General features: G+C 65.3%; 15 protein-coding genes. 8 read left to right on the top strand and 7 right to left on the bottom strand.

From position 1 onward, the window contains the following. The first annotated feature begins 422 nt into the window (after nucleotides 1–422). The gene (locus tag ACE3SL_RS15275) at nucleotides 423–2,285 is read left to right on the top strand and encodes a hypothetical protein (protein ID WP_374526573.1); all 1,863 of its coding nucleotides are present in this window, start codon (nucleotides 423–425) and stop codon (nucleotides 2,283–2,285) included. Between the two features lie 84 nt (nucleotides 2,286–2,369). On the opposite strand, the gene ACE3SL_RS15270 is transcribed toward ACE3SL_RS15275, so the two are convergent. Both ACE3SL_RS15270 and ACE3SL_RS15265 read right to left on the bottom strand, forming a co-directional pair. Beyond that, on the bottom strand, nucleotides 2,370–2,687 hold the full coding sequence (locus ACE3SL_RS15270) for a hypothetical protein (protein ID WP_374526572.1): 318 nt from the start codon (nucleotides 2,685–2,687) through the stop codon (nucleotides 2,370–2,372). A gap of 147 nt (nucleotides 2,688–2,834) precedes the next feature. Further along, complete coding sequence (locus ACE3SL_RS15265; protein ID WP_374526571.1) at nucleotides 2,835–4,202, bottom strand: M20/M25/M40 family metallo-hydrolase; 1,368 nt, start codon at nucleotides 4,200–4,202, stop codon at nucleotides 2,835–2,837. A 125-nt stretch (nucleotides 4,203–4,327) separates the two neighbouring features. Between ACE3SL_RS15265 and ettA the strand changes: the two genes are divergently transcribed. Beyond that, the gene (gene ettA, locus ACE3SL_RS15260; protein ID WP_374526570.1) at nucleotides 4,328–6,007 is read left to right on the top strand and encodes an energy-dependent translational throttle protein EttA; all 1,680 of its coding nucleotides are present in this window, start codon (nucleotides 4,328–4,330) and stop codon (nucleotides 6,005–6,007) included. Nucleotides 6,008–6,012: 5 nt separating this feature from the next. Continuing rightward, a complete protein-coding gene (locus ACE3SL_RS15255) occupies nucleotides 6,013–6,459 on the top strand; it encodes a PaaI family thioesterase (protein WP_374526569.1) in 447 nt (148 codons plus the stop codon). A 54-nt stretch (nucleotides 6,460–6,513) separates the two neighbouring features. On the opposite strand, the gene ACE3SL_RS15250 is transcribed toward ACE3SL_RS15255, so the two are convergent. The 3 genes from ACE3SL_RS15250 to ACE3SL_RS15240 all read right to left on the bottom strand — a co-directional run bounded on the left by ACE3SL_RS15250 (nucleotide 6,514) and on the right by ACE3SL_RS15240 (nucleotide 9,401). Continuing rightward, nucleotides 6,514–7,977, bottom strand: coding sequence for a S41 family peptidase (locus ACE3SL_RS15250; protein WP_374526568.1), 1,464 nt, complete (start codon nucleotides 7,975–7,977; stop codon nucleotides 6,514–6,516). Between the two features lie 193 nt (nucleotides 7,978–8,170). After that, nucleotides 8,171–8,749 (bottom strand): DUF2846 domain-containing protein, encoded by a 579-nt coding sequence (locus tag ACE3SL_RS15245; protein WP_374526567.1) that lies wholly within the window; start codon nucleotides 8,747–8,749, stop codon nucleotides 8,171–8,173. Nucleotides 8,750–8,762: 13 nt separating this feature from the next. Beyond that, complete coding sequence (locus tag ACE3SL_RS15240) at nucleotides 8,763–9,401, bottom strand: carbonic anhydrase (RefSeq protein WP_374526566.1); 639 nt, start codon at nucleotides 9,399–9,401, stop codon at nucleotides 8,763–8,765. A gap of 62 nt (nucleotides 9,402–9,463) precedes the next feature. Between ACE3SL_RS15240 and lipA the strand changes: the two genes are divergently transcribed. Both lipA and ACE3SL_RS15230 read left to right on the top strand, forming a co-directional pair. Then, a complete protein-coding gene (lipA, locus tag ACE3SL_RS15235; protein WP_374526576.1) occupies nucleotides 9,464–10,399 on the top strand; it encodes a lipoyl synthase in 936 nt (311 codons plus the stop codon). Continuing rightward, nucleotides 10,400–10,879, top strand: coding sequence for a type II toxin-antitoxin system RatA family toxin (locus tag ACE3SL_RS15230; protein ID WP_374526565.1), 480 nt, complete (start codon nucleotides 10,400–10,402; stop codon nucleotides 10,877–10,879). Here ACE3SL_RS15230 and ACE3SL_RS15225 read toward each other — a convergent pair. After that, a complete protein-coding gene (locus ACE3SL_RS15225; protein ID WP_374526575.1) occupies nucleotides 10,822–11,331 on the bottom strand; it encodes a CinA family protein in 510 nt (169 codons plus the stop codon). The genes ACE3SL_RS15230 and ACE3SL_RS15225 overlap by 58 nt on opposite strands. A gap of 51 nt (nucleotides 11,332–11,382) precedes the next feature. Next, nucleotides 11,383–12,558 (bottom strand): bifunctional 2-C-methyl-D-erythritol 4-phosphate cytidylyltransferase/2-C-methyl-D-erythritol 2,4-cyclodiphosphate synthase, encoded by a 1,176-nt coding sequence (locus tag ACE3SL_RS15220; RefSeq protein WP_374526564.1) that lies wholly within the window; start codon nucleotides 12,556–12,558, stop codon nucleotides 11,383–11,385. A 97-nt stretch (nucleotides 12,559–12,655) separates the two neighbouring features. Between ACE3SL_RS15220 and dusB the strand changes: the two genes are divergently transcribed. Genes dusB through ACE3SL_RS15205 form a run of 3 tightly spaced genes read left to right on the top strand, consistent with a single transcriptional unit; the run spans nucleotide 12,656 to nucleotide 16,160 of the window. Continuing rightward, nucleotides 12,656–13,654 (top strand): tRNA dihydrouridine synthase DusB, encoded by a 999-nt coding sequence (dusB, locus tag ACE3SL_RS15215; RefSeq protein ID WP_374526563.1) that lies wholly within the window; start codon nucleotides 12,656–12,658, stop codon nucleotides 13,652–13,654. Beyond that, complete coding sequence (locus ACE3SL_RS15210; RefSeq protein ID WP_374526562.1) at nucleotides 13,651–14,748, top strand: nitrogen regulation protein NR(II); 1,098 nt, start codon at nucleotides 13,651–13,653, stop codon at nucleotides 14,746–14,748. Before dusB ends, ACE3SL_RS15210 begins: the two co-directional genes overlap by 4 nt. Further along, nucleotides 14,745–16,160, top strand: coding sequence for a sigma-54-dependent transcriptional regulator (locus ACE3SL_RS15205; RefSeq protein WP_374526561.1), 1,416 nt, complete (start codon nucleotides 14,745–14,747; stop codon nucleotides 16,158–16,160). Before ACE3SL_RS15210 ends, ACE3SL_RS15205 begins: the two co-directional genes overlap by 4 nt. Nucleotides 16,161–16,180: the final 20 nt, after the last annotated feature.

Below are 16,180 nucleotides of genomic sequence, written 5' to 3'. Positions count from 1 at the left end.
TACATGCAGATCGAAGGCATGGCCGAACTCAACCAACCCATGATCGAGGAGGAAAATCAGCCCCTACACATCACCGCCAAAGCCGCCTGACGATGGCCCACGGCCACAGCCGAAATTACACCACCTTGACGGACGCGACCTTTTCAGGATAGCACTGGACAGATGCACACAACCGATTCACAAGGGACGTGCGATCCTGCAAACCCCGCGGAAATCCGTGGTTTCAGGGGAGAGGTATTTCGGTCTGGAATCCTGTCTCCCCGACCAGTTTTTAGGACGAAGCGAATGTCCGGGGGACATTCGCCCCCAAAAACTCCCGGGCGATAACGAGGGCAACTACGCGCCTCACCGCGAAAATCACCCTTAACGCGCTGATAAACATTTGCCTTTATGGTCATGTGCAAGTTGGGACCAAGGCATCGATGATAGTGGGCATCCGTACCGAAAAGCTGATCGCGGCGTTGTTTGCGCTTTTGCTGTCGCTGTGCGCGGCCAATCCGGCGCTCGCGGCCAATTGCTATTACGCCACCGGGCAGGGGACGACCGGGCCCGCCGACTGGCAGACCTATTGCTGGCTCGATCTTAGCAGCTACTCCGATACGACGGCACGGACCGCGAGCGGGCAGAATTTCTCCTATACCTTGCCCGACGGCACGGTGATGAGCTTCAATATGAAAGTGTCGGGTGCCGCGGCGACATCGGCGGCGTCGCCATCGTGGACAGGGGCCGCGGTCGGCAATACCGCCTTCCTCGGCATCGCCGGGCGCCCGATCCTTTATCAGACCGCAGCCGGGACGACGACGGCGACGATTTCGAACATCACGCTGACCCCGCCCGTATCGGGAACGATCAGCAGTTTCATGTTCGTCGCCGCCGACGGCGAGTCGAGCAACGAGAATGAATCGCTGCGCTTTCAGACCAATGGCGGCGGCTGGCAGGAACTGGACCGTGCGGGACCGATCAGCGGCTCGACCTATCCGGCGACTTCGGGCGTCGGGACGACGAGCTTCACTGAAACGGGGGCGGCGGGCACCGTCGGCGCCTATATCATGGGCTCGACCTCGCCGACACAGGTGACGACGACGATGGTCGGCGGCGGGCTCCAGGGGGCGATGTTCGCGGTGCGTTTCGCCTCGATCCGCCTCAACACGCAAATCTCGGGGACGCGGATCGCCGCTGCCGACCAGTTCAGCTTCTCGATCAACGCCACCAGCGGCGGTGGGATGCTCGCCTCGGGCACGTCGAGCGGATCGGGGCTCGGCCCCTTCACCGCCGCGGCACTGTCGAGCACCGCCGCGATCCCGCTGACGCTGAACCAGACGATGGCGAGCGGCAGCAGCAGCGCGATGGCGCAGTATCGATCGACGCTGACCTGCACCAATGCGGCGTCGGGATCACCGACGGTGATGCCGACCAATGTCGTGACGACCTCCTACAGTTTTGGAACGCTGCGCTTCGGCGATGCGGTCCAGTGCAGCTTCACCGAAACACCTTTTCCGCATCTGCGCCTCACCAAGGCACTGAGTGCGTCGGGGCGCCAGTTCGCGGGCGACCAGTTCGTGATGACGATCGCCGACGGGACGACGACCATCGCGACGACGACGACCACGGGCAGCGGCGCGACGGTGACCAACGGCGCGACGCCGCAGACGCAGGTTGCCGCGGGAACCGCTTACAGTTTCAGCGAGGCGGGGGCGGGAACGACGACCCTCACGCAGTACAATGCCGTCATGGCCTGCACCAACGGCGCGTCGTCGTCGACCGTGCTGCCGACGAGCGTCGGCGGCAGCGTGACGCCGCAGATGGGCGACGTCATCAACTGCACGATCACCAACACGAAGCGGGCATCGAACGCATCGCTCGATATCGCCAAATCCTCCGTACTCATTTCCGATCCGACGAACGGGACGACCAACCCCAAGGCAATCCCGGGCGCGATCGTCCGCTACAGCCTGCTGGTCCGCAACAGCGGTCCGGCGGCGGTCGACAGCAACAGCGTCTTCATCCTCGACGCCTTGCCGCCGCAGATATCGGTCGGCACGGCCGCATCGCCCGTCTTCACGCAGGGGTCGCCGACCAGCGGGCTGAGCTTCAGCGCCGCGACCGACATCCGCTATTCGAGTTCGGCGTCGGCGCCGGCGAATTTCGCGGCGTGCAGCTATACCCCGGTGGCGGCCTATGATCCGGCGGTGAAATATATCTGCCTGCGCCCGCAAGGTACGATGGCGGGTTCTACCGGCACCCCGACGAGCTTCACGCTGAGCGTCCAGGCCCAGATCAAGTAAAGGCGACCGGCAAAGAAAAAGGCGGCCTTCCCGAAGGAAGACCGCCCGTTTCTCGTTTCGGTCATCGCCCCGAAGGGCTGTGACTTACTTCTTGGCTTCAGCCGGAGCAGCAGCCTTGGCGTCGGCAGCCGGAGCAGCCTTGGCGTCAGCGGCCGGAGCAGCGGCGGCGTCGGCAGCCGGAGCAGCAGCAGCCGGAGCGGCGGCAGCGTCGGCACCAGCAGCGGCAGCGTCCGCACCGGCAGCGGCGGCATCGGCGCCAGCAGCGGCGGCGTCGGCGCCTTCTTCAGCAGCCGCGTCCGCAGCCGGGGCTTCGGTGGTGGCGGCTTCGTCAGCAGCCTTCTCACCGCAAGCGGCGAGGGCAAACATGCTGGCGGCAACGGCGATAGCAGCAAACTTCTTCATGATCTGTGGGCTCCCTAAAATGCCTTTCCGCGTCCGGGCAAACTTCCCGTACCGCGAGCGGCGGGATTTAGCCGTTCCGCATGAATCGTCAACAAAAATAATTGAGATGTCGGGCGGGGGCGGAAAACTGTCATTTCCCTGAAATAATCAGGGAAGCTCGCTGTCGCTGCTGTTCGCGAGAATCGCCAATGTCGCGGTCCAGCCTATCACATTTTGCCGCAATTGCGCCGGATCGACCTTGTCGAGCGTGTCGTCGGGGGTGTGGTGGATATCGAAATAGCGGGTGCCGTCCTGCTGCAAATCGATGACCGGTGTCCCCGCAGCGACCAATGCGCCGATGTCCGTGCCGCCGCTTGCCGGATTCTTGCTGCGCGTGATCCCGAACGGCGCGAGCGCTGCCGAGATCCGGTCGGTCAGCCCCTTCGCGCTGTCGGGCAGCTTGAAATCGACGCGCCATATCCGATCGGCGCCGAAGTCGGACTCGATCGCGACGGCGTGCTTCTCCTTGCCGTGCGCGTCGAAATAGGCCTGTCCGCCGAACCCGCCGACCTCCTCGGCGCCGGCCCAGAGCAGACGGATCGTGCGGCGTGGCTGGCCCGCGGCCATCACGTGCTTGGCGGCCGCCGTGATGATGCCGCAGCCGGTGGCATCGTCGATCGCACCCGTGCCCTGATCCCAGCTGTCGAGATGGCAGGCGAGGATCACGGGGCTTGAAGCCGGATCGCTGCCCGGAACTTCGGCGATCACATTGCCAGAGGCCTGCTTGCCGGCCAGCTGCGGCGTCAGCAGAAGCTTCATGCGAAGCGGCCGACCGTTCGCGCGCGCCCATTGGCGTGCCAGCTGATCGGCATCCGGCGTAGAAATCGCACCTGCAGGGATCGGCTTCACGCCATCCTCGAAATTGGTGACGCCCGTATGTGCGATGCGATGATTGTCGGTGCCGATCGAACGGATGACGATCGCGAGCGCGCCCTTCTTCGCCGCGACATTGGGGCCGGCAAAGCGCCCGCGCCCGTAATAGCCATAGCCGCTGCCGTCCTGCGCGGCCTTCATCTGATTGTCGATGAAGACGATCTTGCCCTTCACCGCGCTGTCGGGCGCGGCGACGAGCGCGTCATAGCCGCCGAAATAGGCGACGTCGGCTTCCATCCCCTTCGGCCCGGTCGAGCCGCTGTTGCCGAGCGCCGCGATGGCAAGCTTTTGCGGAAGAAAGGGAGCCGTCAACCACGCATCTTCCTCGCCCCGTTGCCACACCGGCATCGGATAGGCTTCCTCACGCACGTTCGCAAAACCCATCGCCTTCAGCCGATCGACCGCCCAGCGCCGCGCGGCCGCTTCGCGGTCGCTTCCGGCCGGGCGCGGACCGATCTCGGTCGTCAGGTCCTCGGTGATCGTCCACGCGGGATCGTCGCCCGCCTGCGCGAGATCGACCGCAGTTGGCGCGGCGCTGGCGGAGGTTGCGAGGAGGAGGGCGGCGAAGCCCGTCAGGCGGGCGGCGTGATGGGGGCGTGTCATGGCGCCGTCCTAGCGGTAGTTTTCACAGCCCGGCAAGCGCCGATTGCCAACCTCGCGCCCATTCGCTAACCGGCGCGCAACTCTCCCGGCCGCGCGCGCGGCCCTGCCTCACTTCGGAGCATATCATGGCTGCCCAATATAGTTTCGTGATGAAGGGTCTGACCAAGACCTATCCCGGCGCGCAAAAGCCGACGCTCAACAACCTCAGCCTGCAATTCTATCCCGATGCCAAGATCGGCATCGTCGGCCCGAACGGCACGGGTAAATCGACGCTGATGAAGATCATGGCCGGGATCGACAAGGAATTCTCCGGCGAAGCCTGGCCGGGCGAGGGGATCACCGTCGGCTATCTGGCGCAGGAGCCGCAGCTGGACCCGACCAAGACGGTCAAGGAAAATGTCATGGACGGCGTCCGCCCGGTCGCCGACATGATGGACCGTTTCAACGAGATCAGCGCGCTGATGGCCGACCCGCCCGCCGATGCCGATTTCGACGCTTTGATGGAGGAAATGGGCACGCTGCAGGAAAAGATCGACGCGGTCGACGGCTGGACGCTCGACAACCAGCTCGAAATCGCGATGGAAGCGCTGCGCTGCCCGCCGGGCGACTGGAGCGTCGAGAATCTGTCGGGCGGTGAAAAGCGCCGCATCGCGCTGACCCGCCTGCTGCTCGAAAAGCCCTCGATCCTGCTGCTCGACGAACCGACCAACCATTTGGACGCCGAAAGCGTCGCGTGGCTCGAAAAGCATCTCGTCGACTATCCCGGCAACGTCATCCTCGTCACTCACGACCGCTATTTCCTCGACAATGTCGTCAATTGGATTCTCGAACTCGATCGCGGTCGCTATTTCGTCTACGAAGGCAATTATTCGACCTACCTCGACAAGAAGGGCAAGCGCCTCGAACAGGAAGCGCGCGAGGATCAGGGCCGCCAGAAGGCGATCCGCGACGAGCTCGAATGGATTCGCCAGTCGCCCAAGGCGCGCCAGGCCAAGTCGAAAGCGCGTATCAAGAGTTTCGACCAGCTCGTCGAGGCGCAGGAAAACCGCACCCCCGGCAAGGCGCAGATCGTCATTCAGGTTCCCGAACGCCTCGGCGGCAAGGTGATCGAGGTGACGAACATCTCGAAGGCCTATGGCGACAAGCTGCTGTTCGAGGATCTGTCCTTCACCCTCCCGCCCGGCGGCATCGTCGGCGTCATCGGCCCGAACGGCGCGGGCAAGTCGACGCTGTTCAAGCTGATCACCGGGCAGGAACAGCCCGACAGCGGTAGCGTTGCGATCGGCGACACCGTTCGCCTCGGCTATGTCGACCAGAGCCGCGACGCGCTCGACCCGAACAAGAATGTCTGGGAGGAAATCTCGGGCGGTCACGACATGATGTCGATCGGCAAGCACGAGATGCAGACGCGCGCCTATGTCGGCGCCTTCAACTTCAAGGGCGTCGACCAGCAGAAGAAGGTCGGCCAGCTTTCGGGCGGCGAGCGCAACCGCGTCCATATGGCGAAGATGTTGAAGGCCGGCGGCAATGTGCTGCTGCTCGACGAACCGACCAACGACCTCGACACCGAAACGCTCGCGGCGCTCGAGGAAGCGCTCGAAAATTTTGCCGGCTGCGCCGTGGTCATCAGCCACGACCGTTTCTTTCTCGACCGCCTCGCGACGCATATCCTCGCCTTCGAGGGGGACAGCCATGTCGAATGGTTCGAGGGCAATTTCGAGGCCTATGAGGAGGACAAGATCCGCCGCCTTGGCGACGAGGCGACGCGCCCGCACGCGACGACCTACAAGAAGCTGACGCGCTGACCGGTATGGCAGGGGAGGTGGCGCCCGTCTCGTCGAGCACGATCCGCATGGACGCGGACGCGCTCAACGCCTTCATGGCGGAGGCCTTCCCGCACGCGAAGCCGGGTTCGCGCGGACATGTCGTCTCGGCTGCGCCGGGCCACATCCGCGCACGGATCGACCCGACTGAGCAAGCGCTGCGTCCCGGCGGACTGATCTCCGGCCCGACGCAGATGGGCTTTGCCGACATGGCCGCCTATGCGCTGGTCCTTGCGCATATCGGCCCGGTCGCGATGGCGGTGACCAGCGCACTCAACTACCAGTTCCTCCGTCCGTGCCGGCCGGGGCCGGTGATGGCCGACGCGCATATGCTCCGCCTCGGCAAGCGGCTGGCGGTGATGGACGTGCGGATATGGACCGACGACCCCGACAAGCCGGTAGGGCAGGCGAACGTGACTTACGCAATTCCGTGAGAGGGCGGCGGGGGCGGACCTATGGCCGCTCTCCACTCCAAAGCCGGCGTTTCGTCAGAACAGTCCCGGCAGCTCGCGTTGCGCCGCGCGGGGGTTTTCTGGCATCAGCATCTCGGGTTCGGCGGCGACGCGTGCGCTGCGGCTTTGCGCGGCGATTCCCGCTCCGGCGTCGGCGATCCGCGTCGTGCACGCCTTACCCTCGAGAAAATCGAGCGCCGCGCGCACCGAAGCTTCGCGCTGATCGCCGAGCGGGAAGGCGAGGTCGTCGCCCGCCGCGCAGCTGTTGGCGATCTTCGGTGCAAGGCCGTTGAAATAGTCGCCGCTGCTCGACGCATTGCCGGTGGTGAAGGCGATCACCCGCATCCGGTCGTCGCACTCGGCCTTGTCGAGCGCGATCTGGCCCACTGGCTTGCCATAGGTGTTGCTGCCGATCAGCGTCATGTTGGCGCCGAGCCAGGGCAGCATGCCGTTGATGACGAGTTCGCTCGCCGAGGCGGTCGATCCGGTGCCGATGAAGGCGATGCGCGTCGGCGCGATCGCTTCGGGCTGGGTCGTGAAGAAATGCTTGTCATTCTCGGCCGATTTCGAGGACCGGAAATTGGTCTGCGAGAAAAGATCGCTCGACGAACGATTGCCGCCGAGCAGATCGCCGAACAGCTCGGCGGTCGAAACGAGCCCGCCGCCATTGTAGCGCAGGTCGACGATGACGTCGGTCACGCCCTGGTTGCGGAAAGTCTGGAAGGCGGCGCGAAGCTGCGGGTCCGCCGAGCTGATGAAGCTGCGGAGGTTCACATAGCCGTAATCATGCCCGCCTTCGCTGATGATCCTGGCGCCATAGCGGTCGGAGATCGGGTCGAGGTCGTAATCGGCCTTGGTCACCGACACGTCGCGCGTGCCGCCGCCGGGCTCGGCGATGCGGAGGATGCGGGTCACGCCGGGATCGCTCGGCCCCAGTGCGTTGGTGATGCCCTGCGTGCCTTCGCTGGCGACGATGCTGGAAATCGCGCGGACATTCCCGGCGCTCGTTCCGATGCCGACGATTTGCGTGCCGCGATCGATTCCCGCGGCGAGCGCCGGGGCGTTTTCATAGGCCTCGGCGATGATCACGCGCTGGACCGACGGGTCGTAGGACAGGCGCACCCCGAAGCCCGCGCTCGCCCCGCTGTTGAAGAAGGCCTCCTCCTCGGCGATCGAGGTGATGTAAGTGAAATAGCGGTCCTTGTTCAGCGCCCGCGCCGGCGCGACGAGCGCGTCGATATAGCTCTGGACGTCGGCGAAGCTCGCCGGATTGACGTTCGTCGCGACATCATTGGGGAAGAGATACCATTCGTCGATCACCGCCTTGACGAAGGACTGGCGCGCGGAAAGTCCGCAGCTGGCGGTCGGCGCGGGGGTGGGTGTCGGCGTGGGGGTCGGGGTGACGGTAATCGGCCCGCCTCCACCGCTGCCCGATCCGCCGCCGCCGCACGAAGCGAGGAACAGCGACAGGATGGTCAGTGAAACGGCGCCGCTACGCATATGATTTCCCCGCTATAATCGACAGGCGGAAATGATAGATGCTTCGGTGGGAATTGGAAGCGATCGTGAAGCGGCCATTCTTCTTCCCGCCCGCTGGGGGCAGGGAAGTCGGCGCCGATCCTCCGGCGTCCGCTCTCGACCCCGGAACCGCGTTTCATGCATGCCCGATACATTCTTTCGGGGTTCCCGGCCCTCAGGCCGGCGCGACTTCCCACAGGATCAGCTTGGTCGCGCTCACATCCTCGCGCGCTTTCGCCGCGTCGAGGCGGGTCAGTTTCACGCTGCCCTTGAGCGCGCCCATCTCGATCATCGCGTCGATCACGACCACGCCGCCCGCGCCGACGTCCACCTCGATCTCCGCCGGCTTCGCGAGCTTCGCCTTGGCGGTTGCGACGTGCAGGTGATGCGTGCCCGGCGCGACGTCGGCCAGCAGCATCTGCCCGGACTTGATCTGCCCCTTCGCCGCCCCATCGAGCGTCACGTCCATCCCCTGCAGCGCGGCGACGAAACCGCGGCGGGTCACATAGATGCGCGCCTTGCCCTCGGGCGCCCGCATCGCGCGCGCTTCGGCGAGCGCCGCGGTATCGGCCTTCTTGCCGCCCTTGTTGCTCGACAACGCCCAGATGCAGAAGGCGATGATCCCGCCGAACAGCAGGACCGTCAGGATCAGCAAGGTGCCGGGCGAAAACATCTGGGCGAGCGAAGGCCCCATAAACGCACCGAAAATCGCGGCCGCGAAAATGATCGTCAGCCACATCGCATTCTTGCTCATCGTCTTTCCCCTGTCAGGCGGGGGCAAAGACCCCCGTTTCCTCGTCCAGCACGTGCAGGACGCCGTCGTTGATTGCGAAGAATGCGCCGCGCAGGCGAAGCGTTCCCCGCTTTTCCTTTTCCTGGATACAGGGGAAGGTGCGCAGATTGGCTATGCTGACGCGCACAGCCTCCATTTCCATCGCGCGGCCCGCCTCGCGATTGTCGAAATCGGGATAGGCGGCGCGGACGTCGGCGCTGGCATCGTCGAGCATCGCGATCCAGTCGGCGATGAAGCCGCCTCGCCCCGGTTCGGCGCCCTCCATCGTCTTGTGCAGCGCCGCATGGCAGCCGCCGCACATGCCGTGCCCCATCACGACGATTTCCTCGACCTTCAGAAACTGCACCGCGAATTCGAGCGCCGCCGAAACGCCGTGGCGCCCCGGATTGGTCTCGAATGGCGGCACCAGCGCCGCGACGTTGCGGACGACGAAGATTTCGCCCGGATTGGTATCGAAAATCTGTGACGGTTCGGATCGGCTGTCCGAACAGGCGATGACCATTACCTTGGGCGATTGACCCTCGGCCAGCTGCTCCCAGCGTTCGCGTTGTTCCCGCCAGCCGCCGTTACGGAAACGGCGATAGCCTTCGATCAATTCTGCAAAGCGAGTCATGCAGGCGCCTTAGCACAGGTTGAGAGGTTGAGAAGAGGCGCGTGCACGACTATGTGGACGCGATGAACGCTCCCGCATCCCCCGCCGCCACGCCGAGCCAGCGCTCGCGCAAGCCCGACTGGATCCGCGTCAAGGCGCCGACCAGCCCCGGTTACGCCGAAACGCGCAAGCTGATGCGCGAGCTTAACCTGCATACCGTGTGCGAAGAAGCGGCGTGCCCGAACATCGGCGAATGCTGGACGAAAAAGCATGCGACGGTGATGATTCTCGGCGACACCTGCACGCGCGCCTGCGCCTTCTGCAACGTCAAGACCGGCATGCCGCGGCCCGTTGATCCGCTCGAGCCCGAGCATACCGCGGCGGCGGCAGCGAAGATGGGTCTGACCCATATCGTCATCACCTCGGTCGACCGCGATGACCTGCCCGATGGCGGCGCCAGCCAGTTCGTCAAGGTCATCGAGGCGCTGCGCCGCGAGACGCCGCAGACGACAATCGAGATTCTGACCCCCGACTTTCGCAACAAGCCTGAAAGCGCAGTCGCGGCGATCGTCGATGCGCGGCCCGACGTCTATAACCATAATCTCGAAACGGTGCCGCGGCTCTATCCGACGATCCGCCCCGGCGCGCGCTATTATGCGTCGCTTCGCCTGCTCGAAAGCGTCAAGCGCCGCGATCCGTCGATCTTCACCAAGTCGGGCATCATGCTGGGCCTCGGCGAGGAACGGATGGAGGTGCATCAGGTGATGGACGACATGCGGAGTGCCGACATCGATTTCATGACCATGGGCCAATATCTTCAGCCGACCCCGAAGCATGCGAAGGTCGCCGAGTTCGTGACGCCGCAGGCGTTCGACGCCTACGCCCAGATCGCGCGCGCCAAGGGCTTCCTGCAGGTCGCTTCGTCGCCGCTGACGCGGTCGAGCTATCATGCCGGCGATGATTTCGAGCGGATGCGCGCAGCGCGCGAGGAACAGCTCGCACGCGCCAGGGCGGGCTGATTGCCGCGGCACCACGAAACGCGCGAGCTGCCGTACAGCGGCGAACAGATGTTCGCGCTCGTCACCGATATCGCGCGCTATCCCGAATTCCTGCCGTGGGTCGTCGCGCTCCGCGTCCGTAGCGACAGCGAGTATGAGGCGGTTGCCGACATGATCGTCGGCTTCAAGGGGCTGCGCGAGAGCTTCTCGTGCCGCGTCCACAAGGAACGCCCGCGCCTCGTGACCGTCAGCTATATCGACGGGCCGATGAAGCATCTCCACAACGAATGGCATTTCGCGCCGCTCGAAGCCGGTGGCTGCCGCGTCGATTTCCTGGTCGACTTCTCGTTCCGCAGCCGCGTGTTCGAAACGCTGGCGGGCCAGATGTTCGACAAGGCGCTCCGCAAGATGATCGCGGCGTTCGAAACGCGTGCGGGTGAGCTTTACGGCGCTGGCAGCGCGATATCCTCCGACGGCCGCAGCGAGTCTCTGTCGGGCTGAAGCAGGTCGAGCGCGAACTGGGTCGCGGCGTGGCGGATCGCCGCGCGATCGGTCGCTTCGAACTGGACGCGCTGGGTAAAATAATCGTCGGGGTCCTGTCCGCGCAGCGCGCGCGCGAAGACGACCTGGCCGACCGGCTTCTTCTCCGATCCGCCGCCCGGTCCCGCGATGCCGGTGATCGCGACCGCGACATCGGCATCGCTGTTGGCCAGCGCGCCCGCGGCCATTGCCCAGGCGGTCGCAAGCGAGACCTCGCCGAACGTCTCGAGGATTTCGCCGCTGACGTCGAGCTGGCGTTTCTTGGCGTCGCCCGAATAGGTGATGAAGCCCGCGCTGAACACGTCGGAGCTGCCGGCTATGTCGGTCAGCGCCGCCGACACCATGCCGCCGGTGCAGCTTTCCGCAACCGCGACCTTGCGCGCGGCGGCGCGATTGGCGGCAAGGACCGACATCGCGGCTTCTTCACGCGCGGTCTGGCGCGTTTCGACGATCGACGACAAGGCTCAATTCTCCGGAAGTGACAGGGTGGCGATCGCCTGCGCGGCGATCCCTTCGCGGCGGCCGGTGAAACCCAGCCGCTCGGTCGTTGTGGCCTTCACACTAACGTGGTTCAGCGGAAGCGCAAGAATTTCGGCGATGCGGGCGCGGATCGCGAAGCGGTGCGGCCCGATTTTCGGCGCTTCGGCGATGATGGTCAAATCGACATGCTCGATCCGCCCGCCGCGGGCGTTCACGCGCTCGCCGGCAAAGGCAAGGAAGCGGTGCGAGGCGGCGCCGCGCCATTGCGGGTCGCTCGGCGGAAAATGGTCGCCGATGTCGCCGTCGGCGAGCGCGCCGAGAATCGCGTCGGTGATCGCATGGAGCGCGACGTCGGCGTCGCTATGCCCCTCAAGCCCATGGCTATGCGCGATTTCTATCCCGCCGATCCATAGCGGCTTGCCGGCGACGAGGCGGTGAACGTCATAGCCCGTGCCGACCGCGGTTCGCATCGTTCCTGTCCCCAAAAGCCCTGCGAGGATCGCCATATCCTCGCCATATGTCAGTTTGTGGAGCCGGGCGTCGCCGGGCACCGCAGCAACGGCGACGCCCAGACGGCGGACAAGCTGCGCATCGTCGGTCGCGGCGGCTTCGACGGCCTCCAAATGCGCGCGGCGCAGCGTGCCGAGACGAAATGCCTGCGGCGTCTGGACGCGGGCGAGCACGCCCCTGTCGATCACGTCGCCGGCCTCGTCATGCGCCTGTTCGACCAGCGTGTCGGGGACGGGCAGGGTCGGGATGGCAGCTTCGGCATCTTGCAGCGCGCCCAGCAGCCGGTCGATCACCGCGGTATCGACCCCGGGCCGGGCCGCATCGTGAACGAGGACGAAGACTTCATCGTCCCAATCGGCCAGCGCGGCCAGCGCATTGGCCACCGATTGCTGCCGCTCGGAACCTGGGGCGGCGGAAATCCAACCCTCGGGCAGTTCACCGATTGCTGCCATGACGTCACGATTCGCCACCAGAACGCCGCCCGAAACCGCCGGATGGCCTCCAAAGGCATCAAGACTCCAGCGCAGCACGGGTTTCCCGCCGAGCCGTTCGAGCTGCTTCGGCTGACCGAAGCCGGCACGTGTACCCCGGCCTCCCGCAAGCAGGATCACCGCGACGCGCGGGGCAGGGGAAGGAACGGACTCGATCATCAGCCGTGCCGGTTAGCGCAGCCGCGTCTTGCGGGAAAGCGGCTTAAAGTGTAGGGGCTGCTCAAAATTTAGGCAATGTAAACGAAAGCTCCCCGCCATGGCGCCGCTGCGGCCCATCCAGATCGGTAACATCACCGTCGCGGACCCCGTGATCCTCGCGCCGATGACGGGCGTCACCGATCTGCCGTTCCGTAAGCTCGTCCGCTATTATGGTTCGGGGCTCAACGTTACCGAGATGATCGCGAGCCAGGCGGCGATCCGCGAAACGCGCCAGTCGATCCAGAAGGCGGCCTGGGACCCGGTCGAGGAACCGGTGTCGATGCAGCTCGTCGGCTGCACCCCCTATGAGATGGGCGAGGCGGCGAAGCTCAACGAGGATCGCGGCGCATCGATCATCGATATCAACATGGGCTGCCCGGTGCGCAAGGTGACGAACGGCGATGCCGGCTCGGCGCTGATGCGCGACCTGAAACTCGCCGCAGCCTTGATCGAATCCTGCGTCAAGGCGGTAAACGTCCCCGTCACGGTCAAGATGCGCATGGGCTGGTGCCACGACAGCCTGAACGCGCCCGAACTCGCACATATCGCCGAGGATCTGGGCGCGAAGCTGGTCACCGTCCACGGCCGCACCCGCAACCAGATGTATCGCGGCGAAGCCGACTGGGCTTTCGTGCGCACGGTCAAGGATGCGGTGTCGATCCCGGTGATCGTCAACGGCGACATCTGCTCGGCCGACGATGCGCGAACCGCGCTCGCGCAGAGCGGCGCCGATGGTGTGATGATCGGGCGCGGCGCTTATGGCCGGCCCTGGCTGCTCGGTCAGGTCATGGCGGCGCTACGCGGCGAAGGCGATCGGCCCGACCCCGGTCTCGACGAACAATATGATGTCATTACATCGCATTACCGCGCGATGATCGACCATTATGGCGAAATGACCGGCGTCAATATGGCGCGCAAGCATCTCGGCTGGTACGTCAAGGGCCTGCACGGCTCGGCCGAGTTTCGTAACAAGGTCAACCAGATTCCCGACAGCAAGAGTGTCCTCGACGCGCTCGAAGCCTTTTACGGTCCGCATCTGACAAAGGCGGCCGCGTGAGCGCGCGGGCGTCGAGCATCCCGATGTTCGACCATGACGAGATCATCCAGTCGCATCCCATTGCCACGCTGCTGATCGACAAAGGCGGAGTGATCCTGTTCGTCAACGCTGCCGCCGAACAGCTCTGCAACACCGGCCGCGCGGCGATGGTCGGGCGCGTCGTCTATGACGTCATCGGCATGGATCGCGGCTATCGCCAGCGGATGAACGATCCCGCCACCTCGGCGCTGTACGCGCATCGGGCCGAAATCACGATCAGCGGGCGCAAGCCCGCCTTCGCCGATCTACAGATGGTTCCTTATGGCCGCGGCGGACATCGCATTTTGACGATCGTCCCCTCACAGAACGATGCCGAGTTGATGGGCGGCGCGATCGGCCGTTCGGGGCGCGCGGCGGGCGCCGCCGCATCGATGCTGGCGCACGAGATCAAGAATCCGCTTGCGGGCATCAAGGGTGCGGCGCAGCTCCTCGCGCGCAAGGCCGACGCTGGCAGCGAGCGCTTCACGACGTTGATCTGCGCCGAAGTCGACCGGATCACGACGCTGATCGACCAGATGGAGCATTTCTCGCGCGGCCAGCCGATCGCCTGTGCCCCGATCAACCTTTACCAGCCGATCCACCAGGCGCTGGAAACCGTGCGGGCGCGCCAGTTTCCGGGCGTTCGCTTTGCCGAGGATTTCGACCCGTCGCTGCCGATGGTGCAGGGCAATCACGACGCGGTCGTGCAGATATTGCTCAACTTGGCCACCAACGCTTGCGAGGTGCTCGGCGGGCATGACGATGGCGTGGTGCGGATCGCGACGGCTTATCGCCACGGCCTGTCGATCGACAATGGCGACGGCCGGGGCCGGATCGCCTTGCCGATCGAGGTGAGCGTCAGCGACAATGGTCCGGGCGTTCCAGCCGACATTCGCGGCGACCTGTTCGACCCGTTCGTGACGACGAAACGCGAGGGCAGGGGGCTCGGCCTCGCCCTCGTCGCCAAGCTTGCGCGCGATATGGGCGGTACGGTGCAGCATATGCGCGACGGAGACTGGACGCGGTTCCGAGTCCATCTTCCGGTCGCGGCGGCGCAAAATGGTGAGAGGCGATGAACGGCAAGACGATCCTTCTCGTCGAGGATGATCCCGCGATCGCGATGATCATTCGCGAGACGTTGACCGGCGAATGCACGACCTTCGTGGCGGTTGCCAGCATTGGAGAGCGCAATGCCTGGCTTACCGGCAATCGCCCGGACCTGATCATCACCGATGTCGTGCTGCCCGACGGCGATGGCATCGACTCGCTGCTTGGAGCGGGCGTCGATCCGGGCACGCCGGTGATCGTGCTGTCGGCCCAGAATACGCTCGACACCGCAGTGCGTGCGACGGGCATCGGCAGCTATGATTATCTGCCCAAGCCTTTCGATCTCGAGGAGCTGACCGCAAGCGTGCGGGCTGCGCTGGAGCGAAGCGCGCAGCCGGCGGCGAAGGTCGATCCGGGACAGGCGGACAGCCACGGCCTCGTCGGCCGCGCGCCGGCGATGCAGGCGGTCTATCGCACCATCGCGCGGCTGGCGACGAACGACCTGGCGGTGCTGATTCTGGGCGAATCGGGTACGGGCAAGGAAGTGGTGGCGCGCGCGATCCATGCCACAGGGTTGCGCCGCGCGGGACCGTTCGTCGCGATCAATATGGCCGCGATTCCGCGCGAGTTGATCGAGGCCGAGTTATTCGGTCACGAAAAAGGGGCCTTCACCGGGGCGACGAGTCGCAACGCGGGACGCTTCGAGCAGGCGGCGGGCGGCACTTTGTTCCTCGACGAGATCGGCGACATGCCGCTCGAAGCGCAGACCCGCCTGCTCCGCGTACTTCAGAGCAATGAATATTCGACCGTCGGCGGCAGCCAGGCGCTGCGCGCCGACGTCCGTGTCATTGCGGCGACGCACCGCGATATGCGTTCGCTCGTGGCCGACGGGCGGTTTCGCGAGGATCTTTTCTACCGGCTCAACGTCATCCCCGTGACGCTGCCGCCGCTGCGCGACCGGCGGAGCGATATGGCGGCGCTGGTCCGCCATTTCGTCGATGCCGGGCGCCGATCGGGCCTGCCCGACCGGCAATTCGCGCCCGCCGCGATGCAATTGCTCGAGCGGCACGACTGGCCGGGGAATGTCCGCGAGCTCGGAAACGTCGTTCAGCGCCTTGCGGTGCTGTCGCGCGATACCATGGTGACCGTCCGCGACGTCGAGGCGGTGCTGCGCGACAATGGCGAGGCTGTCGCGATCCTGCCGCCAGCAGATTTGATTGCCCGCGCGATCGACGATTGGGCGCGCGAAAAGCTTTCCGGCGCCGATGACGATGGTGCGATCCACGAGCAATTGGAGGCGATTGTCGAGACCGCGCTGCTGCGCCGGACGCTGCGCGAGGTGCGGGGCAATCAGCTCGAAGCTGCGCGGCGGCTGGGGATCAACCGGAACACGCTGCGCAAGCGGCTGGGGCAGCTCGACATCGATCCGGCGCGCGCCTGACTTCGTACCGACGGTAAAAA

The organism is Sphingopyxis sp., from assembly GCF_041916015.1.
Classification (GTDB): Bacteria; Pseudomonadota; Alphaproteobacteria; order Sphingomonadales; family Sphingomonadaceae; genus Sphingopyxis.
This window is presented reverse-complemented; position numbering and strand designations above follow the sequence as displayed.